The 24,631-nt window shown below is 63.3% G+C and carries 25 protein-coding genes; 12 read left to right on the top strand and 13 right to left on the bottom strand.

What is annotated here, in order from left to right; translation table 11 throughout:
* Nucleotides 1–25 precede the first annotated feature (25 nt).
* The 6 genes from HDIA_RS21240 (at nt 26) to HDIA_RS21215 (ending at nt 6,284) form a co-directional block, all read left to right on the top strand.
* Nucleotides 26–979 carry a Bug family tripartite tricarboxylate transporter substrate binding protein gene (locus tag HDIA_RS21240; protein WP_099557965.1) on the top strand — a complete coding sequence of 318 codons (954 nt, stop codon included), beginning with the start codon at nt 26–28 and terminating at the stop codon, nt 977–979.
* Nucleotides 980–1,051: 72 nt separating this feature from the next.
* Nucleotides 1,052–2,578 carry a tripartite tricarboxylate transporter permease gene (locus HDIA_RS21235; RefSeq protein ID WP_099557964.1) on the top strand — a complete coding sequence of 509 codons (1,527 nt, stop codon included), beginning with the start codon at nt 1,052–1,054 and terminating at the stop codon, nt 2,576–2,578.
* Nucleotides 2,579–2,751: 173 nt separating this feature from the next.
* Nucleotides 2,752–3,381 (top strand): cupin domain-containing protein, encoded by a 630-nt coding sequence (locus HDIA_RS21230; RefSeq protein WP_099557963.1) that lies wholly within the window; start codon nt 2,752–2,754, stop codon nt 3,379–3,381.
* 1 nt (nt 3,382) lies between these two features.
* Nucleotides 3,383–4,024: a cupin domain-containing protein gene (locus HDIA_RS21225; protein ID WP_099557962.1), complete on the top strand. Its 642-nt coding sequence runs from the start codon at nt 3,383–3,385 to the stop codon at nt 4,022–4,024.
* A gap of 39 nt (nt 4,025–4,063) precedes the next feature.
* Nucleotides 4,064–5,044 (top strand): DMT family transporter, encoded by a 981-nt coding sequence (locus tag HDIA_RS21220; RefSeq protein WP_099557961.1) that lies wholly within the window; start codon nt 4,064–4,066, stop codon nt 5,042–5,044.
* Nucleotides 5,045–5,360: 316 nt separating this feature from the next.
* Nucleotides 5,361–6,284: a LysR family transcriptional regulator gene (locus tag HDIA_RS21215; protein ID WP_162292676.1), complete on the top strand. Its 924-nt coding sequence runs from the start codon at nt 5,361–5,363 to the stop codon at nt 6,282–6,284.
* 77 nt (nt 6,285–6,361) lie between these two features.
* Here the strand turns inward: HDIA_RS21215 and HDIA_RS21210 are convergent, their stop codons facing one another.
* Both HDIA_RS21210 and HDIA_RS21205 read right to left on the bottom strand, forming a co-directional pair.
* Nucleotides 6,362–6,574 carry a DUF1127 domain-containing protein gene (locus HDIA_RS21210; protein WP_099557959.1) on the bottom strand — a complete coding sequence of 71 codons (213 nt, stop codon included), beginning with the start codon at nt 6,572–6,574 and terminating at the stop codon, nt 6,362–6,364.
* Between the two features lie 235 nt (nt 6,575–6,809).
* The gene (locus tag HDIA_RS21205; RefSeq protein WP_099557958.1) at nt 6,810–7,685 is read right to left on the bottom strand and encodes a LysR family transcriptional regulator; all 876 of its coding nucleotides are present in this window, start codon (nt 7,683–7,685) and stop codon (nt 6,810–6,812) included.
* Between the two features lie 61 nt (nt 7,686–7,746).
* Here HDIA_RS21205 and HDIA_RS21200 point away from each other — a divergent pair, with 61 nt between their 5' ends.
* The 4 genes from HDIA_RS21200 (at nt 7,747) to HDIA_RS21185 (ending at nt 10,788) form a co-directional block, all read left to right on the top strand.
* Nucleotides 7,747–8,424: a glutathione S-transferase family protein gene (locus HDIA_RS21200; protein WP_342748065.1), complete on the top strand. Its 678-nt coding sequence runs from the start codon at nt 7,747–7,749 to the stop codon at nt 8,422–8,424.
* 69 nt (nt 8,425–8,493) lie between these two features.
* Entirely contained in the window at nt 8,494–9,264 is a 771-nt protein-coding gene (locus tag HDIA_RS21195) for an enoyl-CoA hydratase/isomerase family protein (protein ID WP_099557957.1), read from the top strand.
* Between the two features lie 75 nt (nt 9,265–9,339).
* Nucleotides 9,340–10,017: a peroxiredoxin-like family protein gene (locus tag HDIA_RS21190; protein WP_099557956.1), complete on the top strand. Its 678-nt coding sequence runs from the start codon at nt 9,340–9,342 to the stop codon at nt 10,015–10,017.
* A gap of 57 nt (nt 10,018–10,074) precedes the next feature.
* The gene (locus HDIA_RS21185) at nt 10,075–10,788 is read left to right on the top strand and encodes an SDR family oxidoreductase (RefSeq protein ID WP_099557955.1); all 714 of its coding nucleotides are present in this window, start codon (nt 10,075–10,077) and stop codon (nt 10,786–10,788) included.
* A 190-nt stretch (nt 10,789–10,978) separates the two neighbouring features.
* Here HDIA_RS21185 and HDIA_RS21180 read toward each other — a convergent pair whose 3' ends face one another.
* The 10 genes from HDIA_RS21180 to HDIA_RS21135 all read right to left on the bottom strand — a co-directional run bounded on the left by HDIA_RS21180 (nt 10,979) and on the right by HDIA_RS21135 (nt 20,986).
* The gene (locus HDIA_RS21180) at nt 10,979–12,868 is read right to left on the bottom strand and encodes an adenylate/guanylate cyclase domain-containing protein (RefSeq protein ID WP_342748064.1); all 1,890 of its coding nucleotides are present in this window, start codon (nt 12,866–12,868) and stop codon (nt 10,979–10,981) included.
* A 211-nt stretch (nt 12,869–13,079) separates the two neighbouring features.
* Nucleotides 13,080–14,357, bottom strand: a complete 1,278-nt coding sequence (locus tag HDIA_RS21175) for an NAD(P)/FAD-dependent oxidoreductase (protein WP_099559074.1) — start codon at nt 14,355–14,357, stop codon at nt 13,080–13,082.
* A gap of 57 nt (nt 14,358–14,414) precedes the next feature.
* Complete coding sequence (locus tag HDIA_RS21170; protein WP_099557954.1) at nt 14,415–14,888, bottom strand: DoxX family protein; 474 nt, start codon at nt 14,886–14,888, stop codon at nt 14,415–14,417.
* Between the two features lie 141 nt (nt 14,889–15,029).
* Nucleotides 15,030–15,782 (bottom strand): HvfC/BufC N-terminal domain-containing protein, encoded by a 753-nt coding sequence (locus HDIA_RS21165; RefSeq protein WP_099557953.1) that lies wholly within the window; start codon nt 15,780–15,782, stop codon nt 15,030–15,032.
* Nucleotides 15,769–16,791: an MNIO family bufferin maturase gene (gene bufB / locus HDIA_RS21160; protein WP_099557952.1), complete on the bottom strand. Its 1,023-nt coding sequence runs from the start codon at nt 16,789–16,791 to the stop codon at nt 15,769–15,771. The genes HDIA_RS21165 and bufB overlap by 14 nt, the downstream gene beginning before the upstream one ends.
* A gap of 35 nt (nt 16,792–16,826) precedes the next feature.
* Entirely contained in the window at nt 16,827–17,096 is a 270-nt protein-coding gene (locus HDIA_RS21155) for a BufA1 family periplasmic bufferin-type metallophore (protein WP_099557951.1), read from the bottom strand.
* Nucleotides 17,097–17,520: 424 nt separating this feature from the next.
* Nucleotides 17,521–17,940 (bottom strand): DUF302 domain-containing protein, encoded by a 420-nt coding sequence (locus HDIA_RS21150; RefSeq protein WP_425432961.1) that lies wholly within the window; start codon nt 17,938–17,940, stop codon nt 17,521–17,523.
* A gap of 167 nt (nt 17,941–18,107) precedes the next feature.
* Nucleotides 18,108–19,307 (bottom strand): MFS transporter, encoded by a 1,200-nt coding sequence (locus HDIA_RS21145; protein WP_099557949.1) that lies wholly within the window; start codon nt 19,305–19,307, stop codon nt 18,108–18,110.
* Between the two features lie 79 nt (nt 19,308–19,386).
* The gene (locus tag HDIA_RS21140) at nt 19,387–19,887 is read right to left on the bottom strand and encodes a cupin domain-containing protein (protein WP_099557948.1); all 501 of its coding nucleotides are present in this window, start codon (nt 19,885–19,887) and stop codon (nt 19,387–19,389) included.
* 196 nt (nt 19,888–20,083) lie between these two features.
* On the bottom strand, nt 20,084–20,986 hold the full coding sequence (locus tag HDIA_RS21135; protein ID WP_099557947.1) for a LysR family transcriptional regulator: 903 nt from the start codon (nt 20,984–20,986) through the stop codon (nt 20,084–20,086).
* Nucleotides 20,987–21,168: 182 nt separating this feature from the next.
* Here HDIA_RS21135 and HDIA_RS21130 point away from each other — a divergent pair, with 182 nt between their 5' ends.
* Both HDIA_RS21130 and HDIA_RS21125 read left to right on the top strand, forming a co-directional pair.
* On the top strand, nt 21,169–21,999 hold the full coding sequence (locus HDIA_RS21130; protein WP_099557946.1) for a 3-hydroxybutyrate dehydrogenase: 831 nt from the start codon (nt 21,169–21,171) through the stop codon (nt 21,997–21,999).
* A 202-nt stretch (nt 22,000–22,201) separates the two neighbouring features.
* A complete protein-coding gene (locus tag HDIA_RS21125) occupies nt 22,202–23,287 on the top strand; it encodes a patatin-like phospholipase family protein (protein ID WP_099557945.1) in 1,086 nt (361 codons plus the stop codon).
* A gap of 278 nt (nt 23,288–23,565) precedes the next feature.
* Here the strand turns inward: HDIA_RS21125 and HDIA_RS21120 are convergent, their stop codons facing one another.
* Nucleotides 23,566–24,627 (bottom strand): DUF3500 domain-containing protein, encoded by a 1,062-nt coding sequence (locus tag HDIA_RS21120; protein WP_099557944.1) that lies wholly within the window; start codon nt 24,625–24,627, stop codon nt 23,566–23,568.
* Between the last annotated feature and the right edge of the window lie 4 nt (nt 24,628–24,631).

Raw genomic sequence — 24,631 nt, 5'->3', positions numbered from 1 at the left:
AAAAAATGGTACCGGGAGAGATGTCATGACCAAATGGAAGACGTGGGCGGTCGCCGCCCTTGTTGGCGCTGCCGCGGCTGTGTCGTCGGCGCATGCCGAATTTCCCAATGACGGCGAGATCACCTTCGTCATTCCCTACAACCCGGGCGGTGGCTTCGACACCATTGTGCGCGCCTACATCCCGGCGCTGCAGGAAGTCCTGGGCGCGACCGTCGTTCCGCAGAATATCTCTGGCGCGTCGGGCACGCGCGGCGGTCAGGCTGTCTACCGGGCCGACCCGGATGGCTACACCATCGGCATCTTCAACATTCCGGGCCTGACCGTCAGCGAAGCGATGGATCGCAAGATCGGCTTCGATCTCGACAAGGTGACCTGGATCGCGAACCTTGCCGAGGAGCAATACGCCATCGCGGTCAAGACCGATTCCCCCTACAAGAGCACCAAGGATCTGTGCGCGCTCGGGCGGCCGATCAAGCTTTCCGACACCGGCAAGGACAGCACGTCGTCGATCACGGCGGTCATCACCTTCGACATGATGGGGTGTCCGATCACCAATATCGCCGGTTACGGCGGCTCCAACGACACGATGATCGCGGTCATGCGGGGCGAGGTGGATGCGACGCTGAAGCCGATCTCCTCACTGTCCAAGTATGTCGATTCCGGCGACCTGCGCATCATCACGACGCTGACCGACAAGCCCGTGCTGGAGGGCGTGGAGACGACGACCGATCTCGGCTATCCCGACGTTGCCCGCTTCACCATCAACCGCGTGGTCGGCGGCCCTCCGGACATGCCCGCCGACGTCGTCAAGACGCTGCAGGACGCCTTTGCAAAGGCGACGGAAAGCGCCGACGTCCAGGCCTGGGCCAAGGGGTCCAACACCCGGCTTCAGTACAGGAATGCAGCCGATACCAAGGCGATGATGGACGATCTCTCGACCTTCTATGCCGCGCACAAGGCGCTTTTGAGCGGGCAATGACCGCCGTGATCGCTATGGGGTCCGCGCCGGTCTCTCCAGGGGGCGGCGCGCAAGGGACAAGGATCGCTTCACATGGGGCTTGATGCTCTGGTCCAGGCCTTCGGCGACGTGCTTGGCGCTGGAAGTCTGCTTTATCTCGTGGGCGGCGTGTTCCTCGGGCTGCTCTTCGGTCTCATTCCCGGGCTTGGCGGCACGACCGCGCTGGCCCTTCTGATGCCGATGACCTTTTCCATGAACGCGCTGGACGCGATGTATCTGTCCGGCGGGGTCATGGGGGCCACCACCTTCGGCGGATCGATCACGGCCATCCTCCTCAATACGCCCGGCACGGCGCCGAATGCCGCGACGACCTTCGATGGCTATCCGCTGGCCCGACAGGGCAAGGCCGGCCTCGCGATTGGTGCCTCCGCGACCGCCTCGGCGCTCGGCGGTCTCCTTGGCCTCCTAACGCTCCTGCTCTTTATTCCGGTGGCGCGCGAGGTTGTGCTGAGTTTCGGCCCGGCGGAGTTCTTTCTTCTCACCATCCTCGGCCTTGCGGCGATCGCCGTCTCGTTGCGCGGCAAGCTCCTGCGCGGCCTGATCGCCGGCTGCGTCGGCCTGCTCTTTGCCTTCGTCGGTCAGGACGCGATTTCCGGCGACCTGCGCTTCACGATGGATATCGACTATCTGTGGGACGGGATTCCGCTGGTGCCGACGCTGACCGGCATGTTCGCGATCAGCCAGATGATCGAGCTTGGAGTCAAGGGCGGGTCGGTTGCTTCGGCCAATCCCGGCGCAGACGACAAGACCATGCGCATCACGGGCGTCTTCGACGGTGTCCTTGCGGTCTTTCGTCATTGGCCGACGCTGATCCGCGGGTCGGTGATCGGAACACTCATCGGCGCCATTCCGGGGCTCGGCGGCACGGTCGCCGCCTTTGTGGCCTACAGTTCGGCCGTCCAGACAGACCGCGATCCCGACAGCTACGGCAAGGGCAACATCAAGGGCGTGATCGCTCCGGAGGCGGCCAACAACGCCAAGGATGGCGGATCGCTGATTCCAACGGTGGCCTTCGGCATTCCCGGCAGCGCGGAAACGGCCCTCTTCCTCGGTATCCTCGTCCTGCATGGCATGGATCCGGGGCCGGGCATCCTGCTTTACCACCAGCGTGAAATCTATGGACTGATCGTGGCGCTGACCGTTTCGGCGGTCGGCGCGTCGCTGGTGGGCCTTGCCCTGTCGCGGCTGCTGGTGCTCGTGACCCGGATAGAGGTCGGGCTGGTGATCCCGGTCGTCGTGGCCGTCTCGCTGACGGGTATCTATGTGCTCAACGGGCGCATGGCGGACGTGCTTCTGACCGTGCTCATGGGTTTGCTCGGCTATCTCATGATCCGGTTCGACTATCCCCGGCTGACGCTGGTGATCGCACTTGTGCTCGGCGAAACGGCGGAGAATTCCCTCCATCAGCTGATCATGATCTCCGATGGCCATCCTGTCGGCTTCATGATGGCCCGTCCCGTCTCTATCGTTCTCATCGTGGCGACGGTGGTCACCTTCCTGATGCCGACGCTGCGGCGGCTGAGGGCGATGCGGCGGGGCTGGCAGCGTTCGGGCGTCTGAGGGAAAGGGCGACGGCGCCCTTCCCAGAGGATTTCGCGATGGCAGGTATCTCGCATTTGAGCGACCCACGAGACCTTGCCTCATCTATATGGGGACAATGGGCCTTTATGGCTGAAGGTGGCGGTGCGGCGGGCTCCGGGCGCAGGCCGGATGGCCGGGCCACGAGGGAGGAAATGATGGACGACAGCAAGGGCTCTCCCCATCGCGGCGATCATGCGCATGGCGAGGCGTCGGACGAGGCACAGCCAGCCGGCTACTATCACAGCCAGAAGAACCGCGTTTTCGTGCGCGCCATCGAGGGCGAATACAACCTGACCACTGAGCTGGAGCGGCTGCGGTCGATGCCTCGGGTTCGCAAGGCCAGCGAGATCAAGTTCGTCGATGGGCCGCAGGCCTACAGCCGCCACTATGTCGAGCCGAAGGACGGCATCAGCCAGCTCTTCCACATTCACCTGGAAGAATATGGGCCCGGCGGCAAGAGCCAGAAGCACGGCCACGTCAACGAGGCGGCCTTCTACATTCTGGATGGCGAAGGCTACGAGGTCCACGACGGCATCCGCTACGACTGGAAGGCGGGCGATGTCGCCATCGTGCACAACAATTGCGTCCATCAGCATTTCAATGCGTCCGACACCAAGCCGGCGCGGGCGCTGGTGCTGAAGACCAAGCCGATGTTCGTCTTCATGAACATGCTGTTCCAGAAGACCGTCGTGCCGCGCCAGACGACGCCGGCGCCGGGTGGCGAGGGCTTTGCCGTGCGCGAGGAAGAAGAGGATTTCAACCACCCGCCGGAGGGGTATTGAGATGGCCTGGGGCGAGACGACCGCCTGGATCGACGGCACGCTGAACAACGACCTCTACCAGCAGCTTCTCGACGACGCCGAAACCGCGCCGAGGCGCAATGCGGCGCGCAGGAAGATCGTCCATCCGGGCGAAATGCCGTGGGAAATGTCGCGGCAGGGGCTCTTGAAGCACCTCATCAACGAGGGCATGAACACGCGCATGGAGACGGTCGACGCCTACATGCAGATCATTCCGCCAGGCTCCCGGTCGGGCAGGCACCGTCATCTCGCGGAAGAATGCCTCTATGTGCTCGAGGGCAAGGGCTACGACCTGCACCAGGACTGCGACGTCGAGATCACCGACGACTATCACTGGAAGCCGCAGGACGAAATCAAGCGTTTCGACTATGAGGCCGGCGACGTCATCTATGTTCCGCCGAATACCATCCACCAGCATTTCAATGCCGATCCGGACCGGCCGTTGCGGCTGATCTCGACGATCAACCGCATCTTCAAGCAATGCGGATTGAATGACCTGGAGCAGCTGGAGAACGCGCCGGAATACGTCGAGGGCATGGCGCTGACGCCCGAACTCGTCCGGCGCTATCTGCGCGCGGAGCGCCGGTCGGCCGGCTGCAATCCTTCAGTACCGAATTTCCCGTGATCGCCTGAGCGCGCGCTCAGGCAACGATGGAGCCTGTCCATGTTCGGCGCAATGTTGGCTTTCGGGTCCGCCGCCTTTTTCGGCCTCAATACGGCCTGCATCCGCCGGGGCGTGCTGAAATCGACGGTCCTGCAGGCGATGGCCATCACCGTGCCGCTCGGCGTGCCGCTGTTTCTTGCCTTCGCCGCGGCGATGGGCGGGTTCACGGTGATGCGCGACTGGCAGCTCTCGACCTGGCTTTTGATGGCGCTTGCCGGCATCGTTCATCTGGTGATCGGCCGCTACGGAAACTACCGCGCCACCCAGGCGCTGGGCGCTGCATTGTCGACGCCGGTGCAGCAACTCTCGATCCTGGTCGCGCTCGCACTGGCCTTCTTCTTCCTCGGCGAAACCGTCAACGCCGTCAATGCGTTCGGCATTCTCCTCGTTCTGGTGGGGCCGATGGCGGTTGTCCGGCGCAAGGGTGGAAAGGCGGCAAAGGGCGCTCGCGCGAACAGCTTCGAGCCTGACTATCTCCCGGGCTTCTTCTGGGGGCTCGTCTGTGCACTTGGCTACGGATCGAGCCCGCTGCTGATCTCATGGGCCCTGGAGGCGCATGGCGGCTATGGCAATTCGGTGGCCGGCGGCCTTGTCTCCTATGTCGCCGCAACGGTCGCCGTTGGCCTCATGGTGATGGCCGTCGGCGGGCGCGGCTACATGGCGACCCTCGATCGCGGCTCCGGCGGCTGGTATCTGGTTTCCTCGGTGCTGGTCGCCTTCTCCCAGCTCTTCCGCTATCTCGCGCTCGCGGTGGCGCCCGTCTCGGTCGTGGTGCCGATCCAGCGTCTTTCGGTGATCTTTCGTGTTCTCTTCAGCGGGGTGATCAACCGCGAGCACGAGGTGCTGGACGGATGGATCCTCCTGTCCATCCTGCTGTCTATCGTCGGGGCGGTCGCGATCACGCTCGATACGGCCTGGATGCTCGAGGCGATCGGGCTTCCGGCTCCATGGATCGATTGGCTGTCGGCACCGCTGGTCTGATCCCCGCCAGCACGAAATACGCTGGCAGCCCGAAGGGAATTGACTGGCGGAATGGCGCTGGTGGCCTGCTATGGTCTGGCGGCAACAGAACCGATCGACATTGCAATGTCCCTGGGCAACGTCCCTGGGCTGCGGGGATGCGCCGACATTCGGACGGCAGATGCCATCGCTGGTCTTATCGTCATCTCTTGGAGGGATGGACCCGAGACCGTGGTGTCGGCGTGTAAACGCCCGTCGCCTGAAACGGCACGCGATCGCCCGGCGCGATCGGGTCGACGACAGGGAAAGCCGCAATGTCTCGCGCCGGAGGGAGCGGATGATCAAGACCCGCCAACTCATCTACCTTCGCAAGGCGATCGAGACGGGCAATATCACTTTGGCGGCCAGAGAACTCAATGTGGCGCAGACGGCGCTCGGGTTCCAGATCCGCAGCCTCGAGGACGAACTCGGCGTCGTCCTGCTTGAACGGCATTCCCGAGGGGTCGCGCCGACCGCGGCGGGGTTGCGCCTCGATGACTATGCCGGGCGGATCCTGGCGCTGGTCGACGAGGCGCGCCAGTCCATGCGGGAATTCGCCACCCACGGCACTGTTTCCATGAGCATGGGTGTCACACCATCGATCATGCGTCTGGTCGGAGACCAGATCCTGACGGATCTCGCCCGGGAAATTCCGAATGTCGCGCTGCATCTGGTCGAGGAATTCAGCTTCGTCCTGTCGCGGATGCTCAAGCAGGGCGAACTGACCTGCGCCCTCACATTCGCGACAGACATCGGAGCAAGCCTCCTGCACAGGGCGCTGCTGGACGAGGATCTCTGCTGCCTGACGGCGCCGGACCGGTCGAACGAAGCCGGCACCATGACATTCCGTCAGGTCCTTGCGCAGGATTTGGCTCTGACCGGGCGCGACGACGTGGTCTCGCGTCTTGTGGGAAGCACGGCCGCTCGTCTCGGCATCCCGCTTCAGGTGGCTTACGAGGTTCAGTCCCTGCGTGCGGTCAAGAACCTCGTTGCCAAAGGGATTGCTGCGACGATCATGCCCTATGGCGCTGCGGAAGGCGAATTGCGGGCGGGCACACTGCGCGCCCATCCGATCGTCGAGCCGTCGCTGGTGCGCACGCTGTCCCTTGTCTATCCCGCCGAGCAAAGCGGCATCGTCGAAACGCCGGAGTTCACCGCATTCGTCGGCGCCATCACGGACCGGCTGCTTGCCGCGGAAGGGCCGGCCATGCGCCGGGTCTGATCCTTGACGAACCTCTGACCTGGGCGGTCCACGGTGCCGACCGGCAACGTCTCAAAACGTCAGCGCTTCAAGCGCAATCAGCCGCCAAAGACGGCCCGGAAAGCGACCTGCGGAATATCGTTGCGCGCAATCCCCATTTCGGCGAGTTCGGCATCGCTGCGATCCTTGAGCGCCGAATAGGTGCGCCAAAGACGAAGCCCGCTGGCCAGACCGAAGGGATCGAAGGGTGCCCGATCCTGCCCGATCGGTGAGCCAAGGCGAGCGGTTGTATCGGCAATCGTGGTCGTCATGAGGGCCACTCCATTTCACATCTCTCTTGCACCGCAACATAGGCAAAAACGCCGTTCATTCAAGGAGAAGAATGCTGTGGCATACCAGATCTTCCCCTAGCGCATACCCTGGCTGCTCGGGCACTTGCCCGGCGAGAAGGATGGATCGAATCTGCTCGACCTGAGATCTTGGCGTCCCTGAGTTTCGGGCGCCGCTCCAGGCGGAATGGCAAAGCCTTGCCAATGGGAGACGGACCTAGCCGACAACCCGTTCCACGAAGTCTGCGAACGCCCGCGCCTTGGCACTTGCAAGGCGCCCAGTGGGAAAGACCGCCCAGAGGTCGATGTTGGGGAGCTCCCAGTCTTCAAGGACGCGCGCAACCTCGCCGCTCATCAGTTCCGGCCAGAACATCCAGTCCGAGGTGACGGCGAGCCCCATGTCGGCCTTGACTGCCGCGCGGATGCCTTCGGCCGCGCTGAACTGAACCCGGCCGGAGACCGCGACAGACGCCTCGGTTCCCTCCCTGCGGAAGGTCCAGCTCCTGCCGAGCTGGGTATAGACCACTGCCTGATGCGCGGCGATATCCGCGGGCACCTGCGGCACACCGTGCTCTGCGAGATAGGCCGGTGTCGCAACCACCGACCGTCGGCCGGTTGCAAGGCGGCGTGCGACGGCCGACGAGTCGGCGAGATCTCCCATGCGCAACGCGATGTCGATGCCTTCGGACACGAGATCGATCACCCGGTCGTCGAGAACGACGTCCACGTCCAGATCGGGATGCGCTGCCAGAAACTCCGGCAGGCGCGGGATCACCATGAGTCTTGCGAATGTCGTTGCGGCACAAATGCGAAGCCGGCCTGAAAGCCCGGCGCCGGCCCCCTTCGCTTCCAGCTCGGCTTCGTCCGCTTCCTGGATCGCTGTCTTCGCCCGCTCATAAAAGCGAATCCCGGCATCAGTCGGCGACAGCCCGTGCGTCGACCGGATGAGCAACCGGACCTGCAGCCGGTCTTCCAGTTGCGCGATCGTCTTCGAGATGGCGGGCTGGCCAACCCCGATCCGCCGGGCCGCCTGCGAGAAAGACCCGGTTTCCACCACCCGCACGAACGCGGTCATCGCCTGTAATCGGTCCATTGCTCATTCTCCTCAGGAATAAGCAATATCGCCTCAAGGCGCCTGCCGCAAGAATTCGGGAATGGTCATAACTCTCTCCACCGAACACGATCCGATGGAGACGAGCATGATCGAAGTCTACGCCTTTGCCACCCCCAACAGCGTCAAGGTGCCGATCGCGCTGGAGGAACTCGGCCTTCCCTACGACCTCAGGGCGGTCAATGTCCGCAAGGGCGAACAGAAGCAAGAGGCTTTCCTTTCGCTCAACCCGAACGGCAAGGTGCCTGTCCTGGTGGATGACGGCTTCGTCCTGACGGAAAGCGCCGCCATCCTCGTTTATCTGGCGGAGAAGACCGGCAAGCTCCTGCCGACCGGCGGCGCGGCCCGTGCCCGCGTCTTCGAGCAGCTCTTCTTCCACGCCTCGGCCTTGAGCCCCGCCTTCGGCAATGCCGGCTTCTTCAAGCGCTCGTCGCCGGAGCCGCAGCCAATCGCCGAAGCCCGCTTCACGAGCGAGGCCGAACGGATCCTCGGTCTGCTGGACAGCAGGCTTTCCACGCAGGCTTTCATGGCCGGCGACGCCTTCACCATCGCCGACATCGCCCATTTCGGCTGGCTGTGGCGCCGGCAGTTTCCCGGTCTGACCCTCGACGGTCATCCCAATCTTTCCCGCTGGTACGAGGCTGTGGCGGAACGCCCCGCCGTCCAGCGCGCCATCGTCCGCGTTGAGGCGCTGGTCGAAACGCCGGCTTCGGCGGCCTGACCCATGCGCTTCCTGTCCCGCTTCCTCTCCAACCCCGACCGCAAAACCCAAACACCCAGGAGTATCCCCATGTCCCGCTTCGATACCTACAAGAACAGCTTCCCGAATGCCCGTCTGACCCGTTCGTCGAGCGGCGTTCTCGAAATCGCCTTCCACACCGATGGCGGCAAGCTCGTCTTCAACGGCCACACCCATGAGCAGTTCGTCGAGCTTTTCCATCAGGTCGGTTCCGACGCCGAAAACCGCGTCGTCATCCTGACCGGCTCGGGCGATGCCTTCATGGATGCGATCAGCCCAGAGGGCTTCGATTTCTTCTCGCCCGTCGGCTACGACAAGATCTATCGCGAGGGCAAGAAGGTCCTCATGAACATCCTCGACATCGAAGTGCCGATGATCACCGCGCTCAATGGCCCGGTTCTCCTGCATTCCGAATATGCGCTGCTGACCGACATCATCCTCGCAACCCCGGAAACGGTCTTCCAGGACAAGCCGCATTTCGATTTCGGCATCGTGCCCGGTGATGGCGTCAACCTGCTCTGGCCGGAAGTGATCGGCAGCGTCCGCGGCCGCCACTTCATCCTCACCCGCCAGGTGCTCGATGCGGCAACCGCCAAGGACTGGGGCGTCGTCAACGAGATCGTGCCGGCCGACAAGTTGCTCGCCCGTGCCCATGAAATCGCCGAGGGCATCGCCGCCCTGCCGCCGCTGACCAGCCGCTACACCCGCATCGCGCTGACGCAGAAACTGCGCCGGATCATCGACGAAGGGATCGGCTACGGCCTTGCTCTCGAAGGCATCAGCGCCGCCGAGGTCGCCCGCTCGATGGCCGCCAACGGCTGACCCCTCCTTCTCATCAACCGCCAAGCTTCAGGGTTCGCCCTGAAGCGGCACGTTCCAGCCCTACGGAGAATGACCATGACCCTGCAATCCAAGCTCGACGCCTTCAAGGCCGATTTCGAAGCCGGCAAACCGCCCTACAACGTCCCCTACTCGGTCATCGAGACCATGCACCGCGCCACCGCCGAGCTGATTGCCTCGGGGGCGGCCCAGAAGGCCTTGAAGGCCGGCGATCGCCTGCCGGACTTCACGCTCTCCGATCCCGATGGCAATCCGGTGTCGTCCGCTGATCTCCTGGCGCACGGACCGCTGGTCATCAGCTTCTACCGTGGCGTCTGGTGCCCCTATTGCAACATGGAACTCCAGGCTTTGCAGGAAGCACTGCCGCAGTTCGAGACGCTCGGCGCGAAGCTCGTCGCCATCTCGCCGCAGAACCCGGTCAACAGCCGCAAGTCGGTGCGACAGAACAACCTGACGTTCCCGATCCTGTCGGACCCGCATAACGACGTTGCCGCCGCCTTCGGCCTGCGCTTCGAGATGCAGGACTACCTGGTCGAGCTCTACAAGTCGCTGAAGAACGACCTTCCGGGCTTCAACGGCGATGAGAGCTGGACCCTGCCGATGCCGGCCCGCTACGTCGTCGGTCAGGATGGCGTGATCCTCTACGCCGAGGTGAACCCGGACTACACCCGTCGCCCGGAACCGGAAGACATGCTGCCGGCGCTCCGTCAGGCAGCAGGCCGCGCCGCAGCCTGATCCACTCACCCCATGATGGCCCTGCTTCCCCGGAGGCGGGGCCAGAGGATTTTCCCGATGAAGAGAACATTCCTGATCACCGGCGCCAGCAAGGGCATCGGTCTGGCGCTTGCCAACCGTCTGGCCGCACGCAACCACACTGTCATCGGCATTGCCCGGAACCCGAACGACGCTTTTCCTGGCCCGCTGCATACGCTCGATCTTTCCGACCGCAGTGCCAACGAGGACCTGGCCAGGATCGTCAAGGACAGCAATGTCGATGGCGTGGTCAACAATGTCGGACTGGTCAGGGCCGCGCCGCTTGGCGACATCGCCGTTGAAACGCTTGAGGAGGTGATGCGCGTCAATCTGCATCCCGCCCTGGTGGCCGTGCAGGCCGCCCTGCCGGGCATGCGCGCCCGCAACTGGGGCCGTGTCGTCAATATTTCCAGCCTCACTGTTCTCGGCAGCCTTCAGCGGACAAGCTATGCCGCTGCCAAGGCAGCCCTCGTCAGCTTCACGCGAAGCTGGGCGCTCGAACTCGCGCCGACCGGGATTACCGTGAATGCGGTCTCTCCGGGGCCGACCGAAACGGAACTGTTCCGGGAGAACAATCCCATCGGCAGCGAAGGCGAGGCGCGTTACTTAGCCGGCGTTCCGATGAAGCGGTTCGGCCAACCTGACGAATTGGCCGCTGCGATTGAATTCCTGCTGTCGGAGGATGCCGCATTCATCACCGGGCAGACGCTGCACGTCGATGGCGGAGCCTCGATCGGGAAAGCTTTGCTGTAGGACCGTTACAGTCGGTCCGATGCCCGCACCATACGTCCTCTCGCGTGGCGGCCTGCTGCGTCTTGCCGACGGAGTCAAATCCGTCGAGCCCGCATGCGGTGCTCGGTCGCCTTGCTTCCACTTTGGATTTTCATTGGAGAAGCGGAGGGCGGCTTGATTTTGCACACCCTGCCATTCGAACGGTATCGGGCTAGTTGAGCGCATAGACGTCGACGGGCTCCGTGCGACCGCGAATGGCCGTCTCGCCGAGTGCCGTCGTCCGGATTCGAGCGCCTGTCGCCTCATGGGTCATTTTGCTCAGAACGATTTCGACATGCTGATCCTTGGCAACGCCGACAAGGCGGCTGGCAAGATTGACCGTGTCGCCGATCGCCGTATAGCTGAGCCGCTCTTCCGATCCGACATTGCCGACGAGCGCGGTGCCGGTGTTGATCCCGATCCGAACCCGTGGGCCGTCGCCAGTCACGGGGGAGGGCATGGCGTGCATCGCCTCGCGGATGGCGGCGGCGGCGCGGCAGGCCCTTAGCGCATGATCGGGCACCGGCCCGGGCGCATTCCAGATTGCCATCACTGCGTCGCCAATGAATTTGTCGACGGTCCCGCCCTCGCGATGCACCGCCTCGACGGCCACGGTGAGAAAGGCTGTCAAATGAGGCTCGACGCCCGGCCCCAGTCGTTCGGTCAGCTCCGTGAAGCCGGGAAGATCCGCGAAGAGCACCGAGATCTCGCGCACATCGCCGCCGGGCTTCGGCTCGACGGCTCCTGTCACCAACGGGCGCACGATGTCGAGCGGCATGAAGCGAGCAAAGGCCCTGAGGCCGGCGGCCATGCGCTGCAATGCCGCGGAGAGATCATCGAGTTCGGTCAGCGGCGAGGGAATGCGGCGAACGCCGTCGAAATCGAAGCGCTCGACGGCAACGAGTTGTTCGGCGAGCTGGCGGATGGGCCGCGCGAAGAGAAAATTGGCAAAGGCCACGGCTGTTGCCGCCGCAACGAGCGTCAAGCCGGTGATGACGATCAGCACCTTGTTGGTATTGCGGTCGATCTCGTCGGCGAAAACGGAGCGTGGAATCGCGGTGACCAGCCGCCAGCCGTTGAACGGCAACAAATTGGCGGAAATGTAGACCGAACCTTGGCTGCTGCCGACCATCACGTGGAATTCCGGGTCGGCTTGCGTTCGCAATGCGTCCATGGCTGCCCGGGCGAAGACGTCGTCGGCGGGAAAATCGGCGAGGTTCGACGCGCGGGTGCCGTCCTTCGTCGCGGAGGTCGCCAGAACCGTCCCGTCTGGACGCAGCAGGAAGATTTCCCCGATACGCGCAGCACCGAGACCCGCAAGCACGCCCGAAAGCCGCTGCAGACCGACCGCGGTCATGATGACGCCCTGGAAGTTGCCGAACATGACGAGCCGGTTGGAGGAGACGATGGCTGGCTCGAAGCCGTTCGGCAGCACGTCGGCATCTGTCCAGAGCGGGGTGTCGCTTTCCTTGCCGGCGCGGTACCACGGCGCCCCCAGCGTCACATAGGCGCTTTCGTCCTTGATACGGTCCTCGAACATGATGTCGCCGGGAATGGGGGAGTAGACGTCGCGCCGGAGCGGACGCGGCGAACCAGGTTCGCCAGCCCCGATTTCCAGCATTTCAATCTTGTCGTCGTCGGTCGCATGGGCGCCAAAGAACCGGCCGTCGGGAAAGCCGAAGCCGATCCAGCTGAGCGCCGGGTGGGCGCGCAGGAGGGCCAGGAAGATGAATTCCCGCTTGGCTTCGTCATCGGCCTTGATGGCACCTTGAAAGAAGATCGAGCGCGCCGTTTCGACGGTTCCTTCGGCCGCGATGAAGATACCGGCAAGTTCGCCACGCACCGTCGCGGCCACCTGAGCGTCCAGTTCGGCGACGATCTTGTCGACGTTGCGGTTCGCGGTCTGCTGCCAGAAATAGTGGACGAGGCCTGCGGTGGAGAGAACGGCGAGCAGGAAGAGCAACACGACCGCCCTGCCGAATCGCATGCGCGGCAGACGCGAGAACAGGGCCACGTCGTTGCGGCGACCTTTCGACGAAGGCAACTCGCTCCCAAGGGACATCGGTCTCAACTCCGCATGACGGCCGGCAACCCACGAGGTGGCCGCGCCGGGTTGGGCGTTCCGCGAGAGCGGTGTGCAGGATCGTCAAGGGCGCCGGAGCCGGGAAAGCTGTTCGGTATCGACATTTCCAACTCGTGGCGTCGGGCGGCCGGATCACGATGAACCGGGTTCGGCCGCTCGAGTTTGCGGGGATCGGAACCGGCCATGGTCCTCAACGTTCGCTCCGTTCAGTGATCAAACGGGCGCCGCGTTCAAAGGCGATGTAGGCAAAGGCCCAATCGAGGAACACGACCAGCCGATTGCGATATCCGACCAGGAACCACAGGTGCGCCAGACTCCAGAGCAACCAGGCTGCAAAGCCCGAGAGCCGGATGCGGCCAAGGTCGGCCACGGCCGCCTTGCGCCCGATCGTGGCAAGATTGCCGAAATCGCGATAGCGGAAGGGTTGGCTCGGCCAGCCGGCGAGTTTGGAGCGGATGGCCACGGCCGCATGGCGGCCCATCTGCTTGGCGGCGGGCGCGACACCTGGAACCGGACGTCCGTCCGCGGCAAGCACGGCGGCCGTGTCGCCGATCACGAAGATTTCCGGATACTGCGGCACGGAAAGGTCGGGATTGACGATGACGCGCCCGGCACGGTCCGACGGAACCGCGAGCCAGCTGGCGGCTGGCGAGGCCATGACCCCGGCGCACCACAGGACGGTTGCTGCGTCGATCCGTGCGTCGCCGGCCAACGTAACGCCGCCCTCGTCGCAAGCGATGACCGATGCGCCGAGCCTGACCTCGACACCGATTTTCTCCAGCTGCCGCGCAGCGGCGGCCGATAGCGTTTCCGGAAACGAGGGCAGCAGGCGCGGTCCGGCCTCCACGAGAACGATGCGCGCCGTTTCGGGCGAGATGTTGCGGAAATCGCGAACGATGGCCTGGCGCGCAAGCTCGGCGATCGCGCCCGACATCTCGACGCCGGTTGGACCGCCACCGACGACGATGAAGGTCATGAGAGCGGCCCGCCCGGCCGGGTCCTGGCGGGCTTCGGCCTTCTCGAAGGCGGTCAGAATGCGGGCGCGGATGTCGGTGGCGTCGGCAATCGTCTTGAGGCCCGGCGCCGTCTTTTCCCACTCATCATGGCCGAAATAGGCATGCCGGGCGCCCATGGCGACGATGAGATAGTCGTAGTCGATCTCACGTGTGCAGGTGGTGACAGTCCGGAGCTTAGGGTCGATCGCCCGGGCGGTTTCCATCAGCACCGTGACATTCTTCTGCGCGGCGAGGACGCGCCTTATGGGCGTTGCGATCTGGGCCGGCGACAGCCCGGCGGTCGCCACTTGATAGAGCAAGGGCTGGAACAGGTGGTGGTTGCGCCGGTCGACAATCGTGATGTCGACCGGCGCGTCGGCAAGCGCCATGGCGGCGTTGAGCCCGCCGAAGCCGGCGCCGAGAATGACGACCCGAGGCCGCTCGCCGCCGACTGGTGCCGGCACGTCCGGCATTGTCTGCTGTCCGGCGGGCGGTGTCGCCCGTTCGATCACGGCCTCCTGCAACATGGGTCAGTTCCTTTCCGGCAGGAGGTGTTGCGCCACGGCGTCGAGGGAAATGGCACCTGCTCCGCGGCTGAGGATGAGCAGCAGCAGCGATGCCCACAACAGGTGCTCCGCCCAGCTCCCCGGGTAGACGAAGATCTGGATCGTCGTGATGACACCAAGCAGGATCAGCGCGCCGAAGCGGGCGAAGACCCCGAAGAGCAGCAGCACGGCGCCCGTGATTTCGGCAGTGGTGGCGAGCGGCGCGGCAAGCTCCGGCGGAATCAGCGGCAACTGATATTCGGCGGCAAAGAGCTGCAGGGTCACCGGCCAGGAAGCAAGCTTGCTCTGGGCGGATTGCCAGAAAACGTGTGCCACGGCGACACGCGCGGCGAGTTGCACCACCGAGAGCGGAAGACGCTCGGGCAGCTTCACGGCTTTCCGGTAGAGGGCGATCAGCCCCGAACGCGGGGCGCTGGACATGGTCGGAACGGCGGTCATGGGTCTCTCCTTCGGTTTGGTTCAGTCAGGCTCCTCGGACAGAAATTGCGCGAGCAGCAGCATGCGAACGGCGCCCTACGGCACCCGCTCGTCCCACTCAGGAACAAAGTTGCAATCGCTACACCTTCGGCGCGAACCGGCTCACGGCTTCAGTTCGACCACGAGTCCGTCCTGGATGAGACGAACCAGCGCGCCGAGGAGGTCGAACATCGGATCGCGGGCAAGTGCCCGTTTCACGGCCGGCTCCAGCCCGCAGCCGGCGGCCAGTGCGTGGCGGAATGCGAAATCCGAATGGCCGATGGTCGCCAGCCGGACCGCGTCTCCGCAGCGCCATAGCGCGATGCGCTCGACTTCACGGCGCCATCCTGGTGCCGGTTCCTGCCCGGCTTGATGCGCCTGCCAGATCGCGAGGACCGGCGTGCGCAAGGCGATGAGACGAAGCGATGGCTGCAACCGCAGGCATGGCGACAAACTCAGACTGGCACCGGCCAGGGCTTCGAGCGCGAGCGGCGGTTCGCTCTTTGCGTCGAGCGCTTCGGCAATCGCCCATTCGAGGCGGGCGACCTCGGCGACAAAAGGCAACTCGGCAAGTGTTTCCAGAGACTTCAGAAACCGCGGGAAGCCTGCGCCATAGCGTGCGAGGCGCGCTTCGGCAGGGGGGAAGCGGCTGATGAAGTCGCTGGCGGCATACCGAAAGAACCGCTCGTCGACGAGCCCTGCTGTCACCGGGAACACGGTGAGGAGTACCGTGGTCAGCGACGAGCGCGTATTGTTGCGGTAGATGCCAAGACGCGCCGCCGATTTGCTGCTGCCGGTCAGCGGCAGCGTGTAGCCTGAAGCATGTCCGAGCACGCACCGGGCCGTTGCCAATTGCAGTTCCTCAAGCGAGGGCATGGCGCTCTCCGACGGGAATGTTTGCCTCCACCGGCCAATGCAAGGCGTTCATGGCCTTGACGGCGGTGAGGGCCGGCAGCCTTGGCGACCATCGGTCCTCGAAGGCGATGACCTTCGGCAAGGCTCTCGCGTCGGCCGGCGGGTTTGCCAGACCAATGCCCGTGAACGTCAGAGAGGCGGTCAGCATGTCGGCCCACATCGCCTCGCCAAGCAGAACATCAAGTTCCGGCACATCGGTATCCCATTCGATAAGGGTCGGTCTCGGCCCGATCTGCCCGAGTGCATAGGCATAGAGTGACCAGACGGCCGGTGGCACGCGCGAGCCGTGGTCATCGATCAGGATGGTGCCGCCGTCGACTTCATTCACTGCGTGCCCGGCGAGATGGATTTCGCCGATTGCCGCCGCCGGCAGAGCATCGATAAAGCGTTTGGCGTCGAATGCGAGGTTGTGCGCGGACACGAATACATTGTTGACGTCCAGCAGGAGACCGCAGCCCGTGCGCCTGACGAGTTCGGCCAGAAATTCGGCTTCTGTCAGGCTCGAACCCTCGAACGAAAGGTATGCGGAGAGGTTCTCGATGAGCACGGTCCGCTTCAGCCGGTCCTGCATGATCCCGACATTGCGGGCGACGATCGCAAGCGCCTCGTCGTCGTAGCGCAGGGGCAGGAGATCGTTGAGATAGGCACCGTCCGCGACGCACCAGGCAAGGTGCTCGGAAACGAGGCCCGGTTCAAAGCGCTCGCAGACGCGGGCAAGGCGCTCCAGATGGTCCCGGTCGATGCCGTTGGCGCTGCCGAGCGAAAGGCCGACGCCGTGCACCGACAGTGCATAGGAGGCGCGCAGGCGCTCCAGAGCCGCCACGGCAGCTCCGTCGCCCATGTAGTTCTCGGCATGGACCTCGAGCCAGCCAATCGTCGGACGACGCACCAGCATTTCACCGATGTGCGGAGAACGCAGTCCGATGCCGCCGCTGACGGGGACCGGACGATGGGAGAAACGGTGTGACATCGCTCAACTCCTTGGCTGGCCCGGGGACACGGGCGTCAGGCTTTGGGCATCATCGCGCTGCCCGCGATCTTGGCGCAGGTGCCGGCCGGAACGTAGATCCAGGAATCACCCTGGCCGTCGCTCGTTGCCGTCCCGGCGCAGGAATGGGTTGCCGTCTGGCAGTCATTCTGACCGGCCTTCGCGATGCCGTAGCACTTTTCGAATGTGTAGCCGGGCTGGGCCGCAGGGCCGGCAACGGCGGCGGTCGCGCCCAGCGTGGCGATGGCGGCCAGCGCCGATCCGATGAGGGTCTTCGTCGGGTTCATCTTGCAGTCTCCTGATCTTTGGTTGAAGGCGAACGATCGTTCGTTTCGCCGCTAACATCCAAACGTTCCCACATCTTGCGGATGGGCGGAAATGCGAGCTCGGCATGGAATCCATAGGCTGGTCACATCCAGCGGCCGGGTGAACACGGCGCCGCCTGGCGCAAGCTCAGGCACCCTTTTTCCTGCTGGCATCACTTGGGGATTGGAGAGCCTGACGAGGCCGGATCGGCTCGTGAGTGGGCTATCGAAAGGCGATCTCGCTGCGCAACGGAGCAGGGCCTTCGACGTGTGTCTTTGGGACGGGCCGAGGGGCCGATCGTCTCCGGTGGCGGCAAACGTCAAGAACGGCGGCGGTCACGCTATGACCGCCGCCGTTCTTGACGTTTGGGTCTGTTTTCGGGCGTGCGCCCCACAGACATGTCGATCAGGGCTTTTTCACCGCAGAGGTGATCGACTGGATGACTTCGCTTGCCATCTCGAACTGGGCCTTGCGACTGGTGATGCCATGGCGCTTGGCGATCCAGTCGAAATCCGAATAGGCCGCAAAGACCTTGCCATCGGCTGTCTGGTAGACGAGCACGCGCACTGGCCAGTCGAGCCCTGCCTCCGGATTGGCGGTGATGAAGGTGGTGCCGAGAGCCGGATTGCCGAACATGACGAGCCGTGACGGCAGCACCTTGTTGCCCGCCTTATGGCCGAGATCGGCCTGGTCGATGACGCCGAAGAACGTGATGCCCTTCTTGGCGACGTCCTTCTTGATGCGCGCCACGGTCTCGCGAACCGAATAGTCGCTCTTCACAGTGACGACGCCGTCCGACGCGATGACGGGGAAAGTGAGGGCCATCGTGGTGGCAAACACCCCGGCGGCAATGAATTTCAGGGAACCGAGCATAGTGTCTCTCCATGGATGTTGAGGGCGGCAAGTAATCCGCCAGCCTTTTGTTTTTCTGACAGTTTCTTGGTGAGCGCCAATGCCGGCCTGCTTTCGTTCCAATGACGCTGGGTTATGGATCATGCGCAGGCGGGCCGTAGTGCCCGGGCAACGCCGACGGCGGCAACGAGGGCGATGACCAGCACGGCGACGCTGGCGCCCCAGCCAAGGCCGTCATAGACCTTGCCAAGCACGAAGCCGCCGGCGAGACCGCCCGAATAGTAGGAGGCAAGGTAGATCCCGCTCGCCGCCGCCCGGTCCGTCGTTGCGGTCCGGCTGACATGCCCGGTGGCGATGGCCTGGGCGAGGAAGGTGCCGATCGCCACGAGCGCCATGCCGAGGAGCACCACGATCAGGTTGGTCGCAAGCAGCATCACAAGGCCGGCGACCGCGATGGCGAGCGTTAAGGCAATGCCTTGTCCCGGCCCGACGCGGTCGGTGACGCGGCCCGCCAGCGGTGTCGTCAGCATCGACGGCAGGAAGACGAAATAGACAAGACCGAGCGTCATCGGCGACAGCGACAGCGGCGGCGCCGTCAGCTGGAAGTTGACGTAGGTGTAGGTGCCGATGAAGACGAAGAGGATGAGAAAGCCGACAATGAAGGAGGCTCTCAGTTGCGGATGCGCCAGCGGCCCGCGCCAGGCGCCGCGCGCCGGCCCGCTGGCCGCATCGGTCATCATCATCGCCTCGGTCTTCTTGAGCGTTGCCCGCACCATGACGGCGCCGGCGATGTTGAGGGCCGCAAAGACCAGGAAGTTTGTGGTGAGACCGTAACCATCGGCGACGGCTGCAGACAGAAGCCGGCCGAAGAAGTTGCTGGCGACATTGCCGGTCACATAGGCGGCCAGAGCGCCCGTCGCCATGCCGGCGGAAAAATGTTCGGCGAGATAGGCCATTGTCAGCGTGAACGCCGTCGACATCGCGATGCCCTGAACGACCCGTAGCAGGGCAAAGGTTGTGATGTCGTCGGTGAAGGCAAGCAACGTCGTCGGTACGGAAAGGACGACGAGACTGATCCAGATGCCGTTGCGGCGATCGATGCGGCGCCCGAACAGCGCGACTGCTAGACCCGCCACCGCCATACCGAAGGTGCTGGCATTGACCGCGAAACCCATGCTTGCCCGGCTAACCGAGAATTTGTCGACGAGCGAAGGCAGGATCGCCTGGGCGGCGAAGAGATCGACGAGGGTCAGGAATGCGATGGTCGCGATGAGACCGAAGCGCCAGCTGTCGGCCGCGATCATGCGCAAGCGGGACGTCGAGGGATTGGAAATCGTCATCGGCGGGCTCCGGCGAAAGGCGTCTCCGCACGATCTGGCGGAGACGCATCAAGGAAAGGCATGCCTGTTGGGTGCCCGGTCACATCACCTGGTCGTCCGCCATGGCCGGCGGCAGGATGTCGGAGGAGATCAAGACGGCCGGCTTCTTGCCCGTATTCTTCCACCAGTGGGCAAGGTCACCGAATTCCGTCGTCACGTCGCCGGCACGATGGCGGATGCCCACCTTGCAGGTGCTGCGGTATTCGGTGATCGAGCCGGACAGCACGAGGATGTTGGCAGGGCGAAGATTGTGCTCATGCCAGGGCACGATGCCGCCGGGCTGGACCACCAGCTTGCGCATGCGGAACATCTGTCCCTTCCAGGTTCCGCCCTTTGACGACAGGTCGATCGTCGCGATGACATTGTCGGTGACGCCAGCCGGCATCGAGGGATGCTTCTGGACGTCGACGGTCGTGGTTTGATCCGCCGGGCAGTCTCCGGCCGCGGCTGGCGTTCCCGCCAGGGCAACGGCGCCGACAAAGATCGAAGCCGCCAGAGCAAGGCCGAACGAGGTGCGGTTTTCAAGAATATTGGAAGTCATTTCAATCTCTCCGTTGATTGGCCCAGCAACGAGGCGGGGCTATGCGGAGAGTGACCTGAACAAGGTCTCTATAGAAATGCTGGCTGATACTTGATTTCATAGCTTGAAGCTATGACGATTTACATGAAAACAAAAATCGTGTCCGGCAGGCGTCAGCCTTCCGTCACATTATTCTTTGCGTGTGTCTTGCGTTGGTTCAGGCCGCGGTCTTGTGCAGTGCACTTTCCGGCCAGCCGTAGGATTTGACAGAACTGACGAAGGTCGAGACTGCGGGAGAAAATCGACGTCCGGCGACGGTCACGAGACAGACCTTGCGCCAAACTTCCGGATCCACGGCGGGACGGACCTGCAGTCCGGGTATGACCGCGCTGAATTCAGGGATGAAGCAGATACCGAGGCCGCCGGCGACCATGTTCTGGATCCAGTCCTCGCGTTCGCTTGCATAGGAAACATTGAGCCGGACGCCCTTGCTCTCGCAAAGGGCCGCAAGAAAGTCGCGGTATTCGCAATTGAGCCGGCGCAAATAGTTTTGTCCGTCGAGTGCCGCGATGGGAACGCATTCGTCGCCGGTCAACGGATGGCCGGCCGGAAAGGCGAGGAGAAAACGCTCGCGAAAGAGCGGCGTGACATTGAAGCGCTCGGGAAAGTCCGACGATGACGCCATGATCGCAACGTCGAGATCCCCCGCTTCCAGCAGTTCGGACAGACGGCTGGGCACGCCCTCGACGAGTTGCAGCTGGATGCCGCGGTGACGGGTGTGGAAGTCAGCCAGAAGCCCGGTGAAGCGCCGTGGGCCGATGGTGCACATGATGCCGACCTTGAGGTTGGCATTGTCCAGACACAAGAAGCGCGAGGCTTCGAGGCGAACGCCGGAAAGCTCGTCAAGAACCTGCTGAAAGCGAGGGCGCAGCAATGCGCCGAGATCCGTGAGATGCGTGAGATTGCGCTCGCGGCGGAACAGCAGGCCACCGACCTCGTCTTCGAGCTGCTGAACGGCCCGTGACAGCGCCGGTTGGGTGACGTTGCAATTCTCCGCCGCTCTGGTGAAGTTGCGCGTTTCGCAGACGGCAAGGAAATAGCGAATGTGGTGTATGTCCATTGGCGGCGCCCGTGATTGTCAAGCATTCCGGATAGCGCAGACTGTTGGCTAGACCCTTTTGTTCTGCCAATGCCATCCGCGTATAGAAATCATACCACCGCGGTATTTTCCTGCTCGACGTATTTCATCCACTGTTTTGCCAACGGGCCGTCGCTTGCGGCTCTGCAGAGGAGATGAATGAAATGCTTCTGGTCGACCCCACCACTTCAGACATGGAAACCGGTCGGCGCGCCCTCGAGGGACGCAGTGCCATCGTCACAGGCTCCACCAGCGGGATTGGTCTCGGCATCGCCGAGGCGCTGGCCAGGGCGGGCGCCGCTGTCATGCTCAACGGCTTCGGCGATCCGGAGGAAATCGAGACCCAGCGGGCGAGCCTCTCCGAATGTTGCGATGTCGACGTTGCCTATGACGCCGCCAACATGACGGACCCGAAGGCCATCCGCATGATGGCCGAGCACGCCGCGATGCGCTTTGGGCAAGTTGACATCATCGTCAACAACGCCGGCATCCAGCACGTGGCGCCGGTCGAGGACTTTCCGGCCGAAAAGTGGGATGCGATTCTGGCCATCAACCTTTCGGCCGCGTTCCATCTCGTTCAGGCAACCTTCCAGGGCATGCGCCGGCGCGGATTTGGGCGCGTCATAAACGTTGCGTCGGCGCACGGTCTCATCGCCTCGCCGTTCAAATCGGCCTATGTCGCAGCCAAGCACGGTATGGTCGGGTTGACCAAGGTCGTGGCTCTGGAAGGGGCCGAGGACGGCATTACCTGCAATGCGATCTGCCCCGGCTACGTCTGGACGCCCTTGGTGGAAAAGCAGATTGACGGCCAGGCGGCCTCCCACGGGATCGGGCGCGACGCTGTCATCCGTGACGTCTTCCTCAAGGAGCAGCCGACAAAGCGCTTCGCGACCGTCGAGGAAATGGGCGCTCTCGCTGTCTTCCTTTGCTCCGATGGTGCCGCGTCGATCACAGGCACGGCCTTGCCCGTCGACGGTGGCTGGACGGCGCACTAGTGCGCTTTGCGATCAGGTGGAATCGCCCGATCGATAGGAAATTGCCCGAACTCAATAGCTTTAACTCGTACCGCAAATGTGGCTCCGGGTTTCGCAAAAAGCCGGACGTTCAAATGACATCCGAGCGCTCTGGGCTGATTGGGAAAATCGGAACGACGCTCTCAGAAACGGTCCATTGAGACCAGCCGTCGAGGAGAAATCCATGAACACTCATACTGATGCTTCGCGGCTGGCGGCGGGCAAGGCCCGACCGGTGCAGCCCGTGACCGCCCGGTCGAAGAAGGTACTGAACTTGGCGCTGCAGGGTGGCGGCGCGCACGGGGCTTTCACCTGGGGGGTGCTCGATCGCCTGCTGGAGGAAGAGGATCTTTCGTTCGAAGGCGTGGTCGCCACCAGTGCCGGTGCCATGAATGCGGCGGTTCTGGCCTATGGCCTTGCCGAAGGCGGGCGACGCGGAGCGCAGACGGCGCTGGCCAATTTCTGGCGCCGTGTCAGTCATGCCGCCGCGTTCGGCCCGCTGCAGCCGAGCCTGTTCGACCGGCTTTCAGGCACCCGATCGCTCGAGAACTCGCCGGCCTTTTTGGTCTTCGACCTCATGACGCGGCTGATGTCGCCCTACCAGTTCAATCCGGCGAACATCAATCCGTTGAAGTCGGTGCTGAAGCAGTCGGTCGACCTTGAGGCGCTGAAGAGTTCGAAATGCTCGCTGAAGCTCAAGATCTGCGCGACGAACGTGCGCAGCGGCAAGGTCAAGGTCTTTGCCAATGACGAGCTTTCGGTCGATGCGATCCTTGCCTCTGCCTGCCTGCCGTTCCTCTTCCAGGCCGTCGAGATCGATGGCGAAGCCTACTGGGACGGCGGATACATGGGCAATCCGGCGATTTTTCCGCTGATCTACGGATGCGAGACGCCTGACGTTCTCGTTGTTCACATCAACCCGATCGAGCGCGAGGAAGTGCCGAAGATGGCGATGGAGATCCTCAACCGGATCAACGAAATCAGCTTCAACTCCTCGCTGATGCGTGAGATGCGCGCCATTGCCTTCGTCACAAAACTGATCGAGACCCACCCCGACATCGACCTTGGGCTCAAGTCGGTCTTTGTGCATGGCATTTCGGATGAAGAGGCAATGAAAAAGCTGGGCGTTTCAAGCAAATTGAATGCGGATTGGACGGCGCTCGTGGACCTTCGCGATCGTGGGCGCGAAAAGGCCGATGAGTGGCTGGAGACCAACTATGACCATATTGGGCAGGCCTCCACGGTGGATATTTGGGCCCGCTATCTCTGAATTGTGCCGGGTGTTGCCGGCGGAGACTCATTAATGGGGGCAATCGTGTCTGATGCAACTAGCCACGTCGCCTTCCCCCTTTTGTGTAGAAGGCTTTTGGGGCCTCGATGAGCATCTCAAATTCTCACTGACACGCTTGGTCATTCAGCGCCAGAGGCGCCTGGCCTATGTTGGCTGGCTGGCACAGCGTCAATTGATGACTATTCATCCATGTCTGGAGCGCGATGCCGAGCCGGTCTGATTTGGTCTCAATTGTCTGTCGACAGGGCCGGAACGCCTCAGCCCCTGACACCGCCATAGTCGGTATTCTTGTCGCGCCAGACCGAATGCGGATGCGGCTTCAAAAAACTCCACGGCCCATCCATCATCAGTTCGATCCACACGGATGGACCATCTATTCGGAAATAGTCTCCATCCCGATCGAGAGTCGCGTCACCGAAGAAGCTGACAAAGGTTTGATCCAGTTCGCCGTCGTAAATCGCCGTCAACCTGGCTGCATTTGCGTCATCGGTATCGCGCACATAGGATTCAATGATCGATCGAAGCATCTGCCGCTGCTCGACGGTCAGATCCGTTGCCTGGATCCCGTAGGGTTTGACAGGATAATGCCAGTCGCGACCCGGCCCGGCGACAAGATGTCCGGGCGAACGGGTGAAACGAGCGGAGCTGGCCTGCGAGCGATCCAGACTTGAGATGAGCGCGCTCATCGCCCTGAGCTTGCGCATCATTGGCTGGTTCAAGAAGCCGGCGAACTCGAAAGATGTCGGCTCCGCCCCTCTGAACGAAGGCGTGGCGCCGGTCAGCACCCCCTCGGCGTATGTATGGTTCAGCGCCAGATGGTGTCCACCAAACTGAAGCTGCCACCGTCCAGCAACGCTTGGCACGCCGAGAAAGGCGATGCGGTATTGGTCCCGGCCGTAACCTGCGGAGCGTCTCGCCGACTGTCTGATGAAGTCGTCGGCGTTCATGATTTGTTGAATCTCGTCGAAGCCCTCGTTCTTGCCCGATCCAGTGGCCGCTGCGAGCAAGCCGTTGAAAGCCTGCCACTGCGCAGGTGTTAGCGTGCCGGTAGAAAGGCCGGCCCGTGCATGCGCCATGTCCTTCTCTGGCAGATTCGACCAGTGCGTGGCCGACGAGAAGGAATAAGGGTTGAGGACCGCCTCGCGCTGGGACGGCGTCAGGCTGAGAAAGAACACCTGCGCCGCCTCCACGACCTGGCGGCCGTTCGCCTGCACTGCTGCTCGCCGCGACCGGTCATCCAACGCGCCTTGTGCCAGAGCCGTGGCGGCAGGGAGCGCGGCACAAATCAACGTCGCGGCCAAAAAAAGCCTGGTCATCATGATG

It is taken from the genome of Hartmannibacter diazotrophicus, from assembly GCF_900231165.1.
Lineage (GTDB): Bacteria > Pseudomonadota > Alphaproteobacteria > Rhizobiales > Pleomorphomonadaceae > Hartmannibacter > Hartmannibacter diazotrophicus.
Note: the sequence above shows the minus strand (reverse complement) of the source record. Positions and strands in the feature narration are given on the sequence as shown.